A 5,452-nucleotide genomic window follows, 5' to 3' on the forward strand; every position below is an offset into this window, starting at 1 on the left:
CGGCGCGCCGGCAGCGATCATCTGGCCGTTTTCCGGCAAAGATGGGCCGATGGGCAAGGCGCCGCTGGAACTCGGTACGCGAGGCAATGCGATGGTCACCTCCGTCGCCTGTCACCCAAGCCAGGACGTCGTTGCTATCGGCTATGATGACGGCATGGTGATGGCGGTGCGCTTCGCCGACGCCAGGGAAGTGCTGTTGCGCCGGCCGGGCAAGGGCGCCGTCACTTCGATGATGTGGGACAAGGAAGAGCGCCGTGTCGCCTTTGGCAGCGCCGCGGGCGACTGCGGCGTCATCGATATTTCGGCGTAGCCTGCTACTTACTCGGCTCCGCAAGATACTTTACCGGTCAATTCATCCGGTTTGCCGTCCTTTTCGGTATCGGCCGTAACATCATAGATTGAGAGCAAATAGCGGCCGTCATAGACGCCTTCGTCGCTGGCTTTGGTCAGGATCGTCAGTTCGACATAGCCGTAGGCGTTTTCGACCTGCCGTTCATGGTAGACGAGCAGCCGCAATTCCTTGTTGTCGAGCCAATATTGCGTGAGGTTCTGATCCCCGAATACCGTCTTACGCAGACTGTCGTCAGCCGGCCTGCCCAGAATTTCGAGCTCGCCGCTAAAATTGAAGGTCGGCCCGCCCATGCCTCTGGTGACCCCGGCACCGACCTGAAATTTGACGGCTGCATCCTCGGCGGAACACCAGATGCCGCCGGACGCCAGAGCCGCACCAACCGACGACAGCAGCGTTGCTGCGCAGACGATCGCCCGCACCATGTTGTCCCTCCAGCCGAAGTACCATTGGCGCCCGAAGGCGGCTCGCGGTCAAGCGCCCGTTTTCATTCAATGACCGCTGACCCAACACAGGGCAGCCGCCCGGCCAATTGCGGTGGCGGATGCCGATTGTCTAAAGTGCGACTGAGAGGGCCGCCATGAACGTAATCAACCATTCAAAGACTTCCATCGGCGGCATCGGCCCGGCCCGGATCGCCGAGTTGCGCGCGACCGAGGCAGAAGTCTTCCGCCGGGCGCGGCCAAAATCGATGGCGAAAATCGGCCATGGCCTGCCCTGCTTCTTCGGCGGCGTGCCGATGCATTGGATGAACGACTGGCCGACGCCGTTCCCGATCCTCGTCGATAGTGCCAGGGGCGCCATCATCAGAGATATCGACGGCAACCGGCTCGACGATTTCTGCCTTGGCGACACCGGTTCGATGTTCGGTCATTCGCCGCCGTCGGTCGCACGCGCCATCCGCCGGCAGGCCGGACGCGGCCTGACCTACATGCTGCCTGCCGAGGACGCGCTCGCCATCGGGCCGCTGCTGCAGCAGCGTTTCGGTTTGCCGTTGTGGCAGATCGCGACGACGGCGACCGATGCCAACCGCTTCGCGCTGCGCGTTGCCCGCGCCGTTACCGGCCGGGAGAAGATACTGGTCTTCAACGGCTGTTATCATGGCTCGGTCGACGAGACGATGGTGCGGCTGGTCGCCGGGAAAGCGGTGAATCGACCGGGACTGGCCGGCGAGTTCCGCGACCTGACGCGTGCGACTGATGTCGTCGAGTTCAACGATCTGCCGGCGCTCGACGCGGCACTCCGGGGCAACGATGTCGCCTGCGTCATCGCCGAGCCGGTGCTGACCAATTCCTGCATGGTGCTGCCCGAAGCCGGCTTTCATGATGGCTTGCGGCGTCTCACCCGTGCGACCGGCACGCTGCTTCTAATCGACGAGACGCATACAATCTCGACCGGTCCCGGCGGCTATACAAGCAAATACGGGCTGGAACCGGACCTGTTCGTGCTGGGCAAGCCGATTGCCGGCGGCGTACCGGCGAGCGTCTGGGGCATGAGCGAAGACGTTGCGGCCCGCTATGCCGCTTATATCAGCAGGAAAGAGCCCGGCTACTCCGGCATGGGGACAACGCTGTCGGCCAATCCACTGCAATTCGCAGCGATGCGCGCCACGCTCGAATACGTCATGACCGACGAGAACTACAGCCATATGGACCGTCTGGCGCGGCGGCTCGACGCCGGGCTGACCGCCGTCATCGATCGCTATCGTCTGCCCTGGCATGTTGCTCGCGTCGGTGCCCGTGTCGAGTTCATCTGCGCGCCGGGCCCGCTGAGGAACGGCGGCGAAGCAGAGGGAGCGCATGCGCCGGAACTCGAAGCGACAATCCATGTCGCGCTGGTCAATCGCGGCGTGCTGATCGCACCCTTCCACAACATGATGCTGATCTCTCCTGCAACCAGCGCCGCCCAGGTGAACCGGCTGATCACCGCCTTCGGCGCGGTTGCGGCAAAGCTTACGGCGTGAGACAAGCTTGCGGCATGAAACACGCGCCCAAGCAAAGTTTGAACCTGGTCACGGCATCCCCTTCGGGCTCGACGCCTGCCGAGGCGCAGGCCTTTCTCGACGCTCATCCCGAGATCGAAGCGTTCGACATCGTGCTGACCGACGCCAATGGCGTCGGGCGCGGCAAGATCGTGCGCCGGCACGAGTTGATGAGCATCTTCGAGGGTGGCCGGCACATGCCGATCTCGATCCTCGGCCTCGACATCACCGGCGAGGATGTTCACGAGACCGGGCTGATCTGGACGACCGGCGACGGCGACCTGCGGGCGTGGCCGATCCCCGGCACATTGGTGCCGCTGTTCGGCACCCAGCCGCCGCGGGGCCAGGTGCTGATGGCGATGTACCATCTCGACGGCCAGCCGATGTCGTCCGACCCGCGGCTGGCGCTCGCCCGCCAGGTGGACATCCTCGCGGCCAAGGGCCTGCATCCGGCCGGCGCCTTCGAGCTCGAATTCTTCCTGCTCGCCAACGAGCGCGATGCCGAAGGTAAGGTGCAGCCGGCGCACGCGGTGCTTGACGGACGCCGCTCGGCCAAGACGGAGGTCTATTCCGTCGACCATCTGCATGGCATGGAGCCGCTGTTTTCCGACATCTACGCCGCAGCCAAGGTGCAAGGCATCCCGGCCGAGACGGTCATCTCGGAATATGCGCCCGGCCAGTACGAGCTGACGCTCAACTACCGCAAGGACGTGATGCGGGCGGCCGACGATCTCGTCATGCTCAAGCGGCTGGTGCGGGCGCAGGCGCGTCGGCATGGTGTCACCGCTTGCTTCATGGCCAAGCCGATCGAGAAGTATGCCGGCTCTGGCATGCATTTTCATGTCTCGCTGCTGGATGATGTCGGCAAGAACGTCTTTGCCGAAGCCGGCGGCGAAAGCTGGTCGCTGCCGCTGCTGCGCGGCCTCGGCGGACTGATCCAGACGATGGCGGAATCGATGCTGGTCTTCGCGCCGCACGCCAATTCATGGCGGCGGTTCGTATCGCAATCCTATGCGCCGGTGGCGCCGACCTGGGGCGTCAACAACCGTTCGGTGGCTCTGCGTGTGCCGGCCGGCGATGCCAAGAACCGCCGCATCGAGCACCGGCCATCGGGCGTCGACGCGAATCCTTACCTGGTGGCAGCAACGGTGCTGGCCGGCATCGTCAAAGGCCTCGACGAAGGCCTCGATCCCGGTCCCGAAACCACCGGCAATGGCTACGAATCGGCCGTCACGCGCACGACGATGCCGGTCGACTGGCGTGCCGCGATCGAGGCGGCAAGGGCGTCGACCTTCCTCAAGGGCGCATTGGGCGAAGACCTGCACCGGACGTTCGTGGCGATTAAGCAGTCGGAATATCTGCGCGTGGCGCGCACGGTCAGCGAACTGGATTATCACCTCTATCTGCACGAGGTGTAGGCATCACGTTGGCCACGCCGAATAAATTCAACGGAACCTTCGGTGGGCTTCGCTCATTCCGGTTCTGATTGCAGGAGCGGACAAGGCCGCATCAGCCATGATCGCCAGGATGCAGACGACCCCCACGTCGCACCATGCCAAGGTGCAGTCGAGGGGCTTGCCGACCGGCAAATCCCCGGAAACGACAGAAATCGACGCCAGGACGATTCCCGAACTGCGCCAAACGGCCAAGATCTGCCGCCGCTGTCCGCTATGGCACGACGCCACGCAGACCGTGTTCGGTGAGGGCCCTGACAAAGCCAAGGTGATCTTCGTCGGCGAACAGCCGGGCGACCAGGAGGACCTGGCGGGCAAACCTTTCGTCGGTCCGGCCGGCAAGGTGTTCGACGCGATCCTGGACGATGCCGGCGTCGACCGGCTGAAAGTCTACGTCACCAACGCGGTCAAGCATTTCAAGTTCGAGCCGCGCGGCAAGCGGCGCATCCACTCCAAGCCGAACGCCGGCGAGGTGCAGGCTTGCCGCTGGTGGCTCGATAAGGAGATCGATCTGATCAAGCCCAATCTGGCGGTAGCGCTCGGCGCAACGGCGGCGCAGGCGCTGCTCGGCAAGGTGGTGCCGATCATGAAGATGCGCGGGGCGGTCGTGGAGCGCGACGATGGCTTGCGTGTCTTCGTCACCATCCACCCGTCCTTCATCCTGCGCATTCGCGAGCCGGCGGACAAGCAGGCCGAACGCGACCGGTTCCTGCAGGATATGAGAACGGTGAAAAGGCTGATGGCCGCCTGAGCTATTTGATCAATATCGCCCGGAGATCGTTGACGTTTGTGCCGGTCGGACCGGGTACGAAAAGATTGCCGACGGCGTTAAACGCGGTCCACGCATTGTTGCCGGCAAGCATGGCCTTGGCATCGACGCCCGCCTCGCGCATCCGCGACACCGTCGAGCCGTCGGCGAAGGCGCCCGCATTGTCTTCCGAACCGTCCATGCCGTCGGTGTCGGCGGCCAGTGCGTGGACGCCGGCCATGCCGCTGATCCCAATGGCGAAGGCGAGCAGGAATTCCGAGTTGCGGCCGCCCTTGCCTTTCGCGCGCAAGGTCACCGTCGTCTCGCCGCCCGACAGGATCAGCACCGGCTTTGCGAATGGCCGGTTGCGCGTCGCCACTTCGCGCGCGATCGCGGCGTGGACGCCGCCGACCTCACGCGCCTCGCCCTCGATGGAATCGGAGAGAATGACCGCCTGAATGCCTTGGCGCTTCGCTTCGGCCGCTGCGGCTTCCAGCGAGACGCCGGCGGAAGCGATCAGATGCACCTCGTTGCGGATAAAACGCGGGTCGTCCGGACGTGGCGCATCGGCCGCCGGCGAATTGATATGCGCCATGACCGAAACCGGCAGGTTCATGCCATAGGCAGCGATCGATGCCAATGCGTCCTCACGGCTGCCTACATCCGGCACGGTCGGACCAGAAGCGACCAGAGCCGGATCGTCGCCCGGAATGTCGGAGACAACCAGCGAGACCACCTTGGCAGGATATGCGGCGGCCGCCAGCCTGCCGCCCTTGATCGTGGAAAGGTGTTTGCGGATGGTGTTCATCGCGGCGATCGGCGCGCCCGAGGCGAGCAGCGCCTCGTTGACGGCGATCTCGTCGGCCAGCGTCAGACCTTCGGCAGGTGACGGCAGCAGCGCCGAGCCGCCGCCCGAAATG

At 64.5% G+C, this 5,452-nt stretch carries 5 protein-coding genes and 1 pseudogene; 4 read left to right on the forward strand and 2 right to left on the reverse strand.

Annotated elements, in window-relative coordinates:
• Window positions 1-310: pseudogene (locus E5W70_RS12720) on the forward strand (WD40 repeat domain-containing protein); the annotation flags it as partial.
• Window positions 311-318: 8 nt separating this feature from the next.
• On the opposite strand, the gene E5W70_RS12725 reads toward E5W70_RS12720, so the two are convergent.
• Window positions 319-774, reverse strand: a complete 456-nt coding sequence (locus E5W70_RS12725) for a hypothetical protein (protein ID WP_366509696.1) — start codon at window positions 772-774, stop codon at window positions 319-321.
• A 155-nt stretch (window positions 775-929) separates the two neighbouring features.
• Between E5W70_RS12725 and E5W70_RS12730 the strand changes: the two genes are divergently transcribed.
• The 3 genes from E5W70_RS12730 to E5W70_RS12740 all read left to right on the forward strand — a co-directional run bounded on the left by E5W70_RS12730 (window position 930) and on the right by E5W70_RS12740 (window position 4,535).
• Window positions 930-2,312, forward strand: coding sequence for an aspartate aminotransferase family protein (locus tag E5W70_RS12730; RefSeq protein WP_292658362.1), 1,383 nt, complete (start codon window positions 930-932; stop codon window positions 2,310-2,312).
• 14 nt (window positions 2,313-2,326) lie between these two features.
• On the forward strand, window positions 2,327-3,748 hold the full coding sequence (locus E5W70_RS12735; protein ID WP_292658364.1) for a glutamine synthetase family protein: 1,422 nt from the start codon (window positions 2,327-2,329) through the stop codon (window positions 3,746-3,748).
• Window positions 3,749-3,812: 64 nt separating this feature from the next.
• Window positions 3,813-4,535 (forward strand): UdgX family uracil-DNA binding protein, encoded by a 723-nt coding sequence (locus tag E5W70_RS12740; RefSeq protein ID WP_292658377.1) that lies wholly within the window; start codon window positions 3,813-3,815, stop codon window positions 4,533-4,535.
• A gap of 1 nt (window position 4,536) precedes the next feature.
• Here E5W70_RS12740 and E5W70_RS12745 read toward each other — a convergent pair.
• Window positions 4,537-5,452, reverse strand: a 916-nt coding sequence (locus E5W70_RS12745) for a glycerate kinase (RefSeq protein WP_292658367.1), incomplete at its 5' end; no start/stop codon positions are given.

Origin of the sequence: Mesorhizobium sp. (assembly GCF_005063415.1) — a bacterium.
GTDB lineage: Bacteria > Pseudomonadota > Alphaproteobacteria > Rhizobiales > Rhizobiaceae > Mesorhizobium.

Coding starts and splice junctions, on each gene's coding strand:
- E5W70_RS12725 (WP_366509696.1), bottom strand. CDS start 774: ATGGTGCGGGCGATCGTCTGCGCAGCAACGCTGCTGTCGTCGGTTGGT.
- E5W70_RS12735 (WP_292658364.1), top strand. CDS start 2,327: ATGAAACACGCGCCCAAGCAAAGTTTGAACCTGGTCACGGCATCCCCT.
- E5W70_RS12730 (WP_292658362.1), top strand. CDS start 930: ATGAACGTAATCAACCATTCAAAGACTTCCATCGGCGGCATCGGCCCG.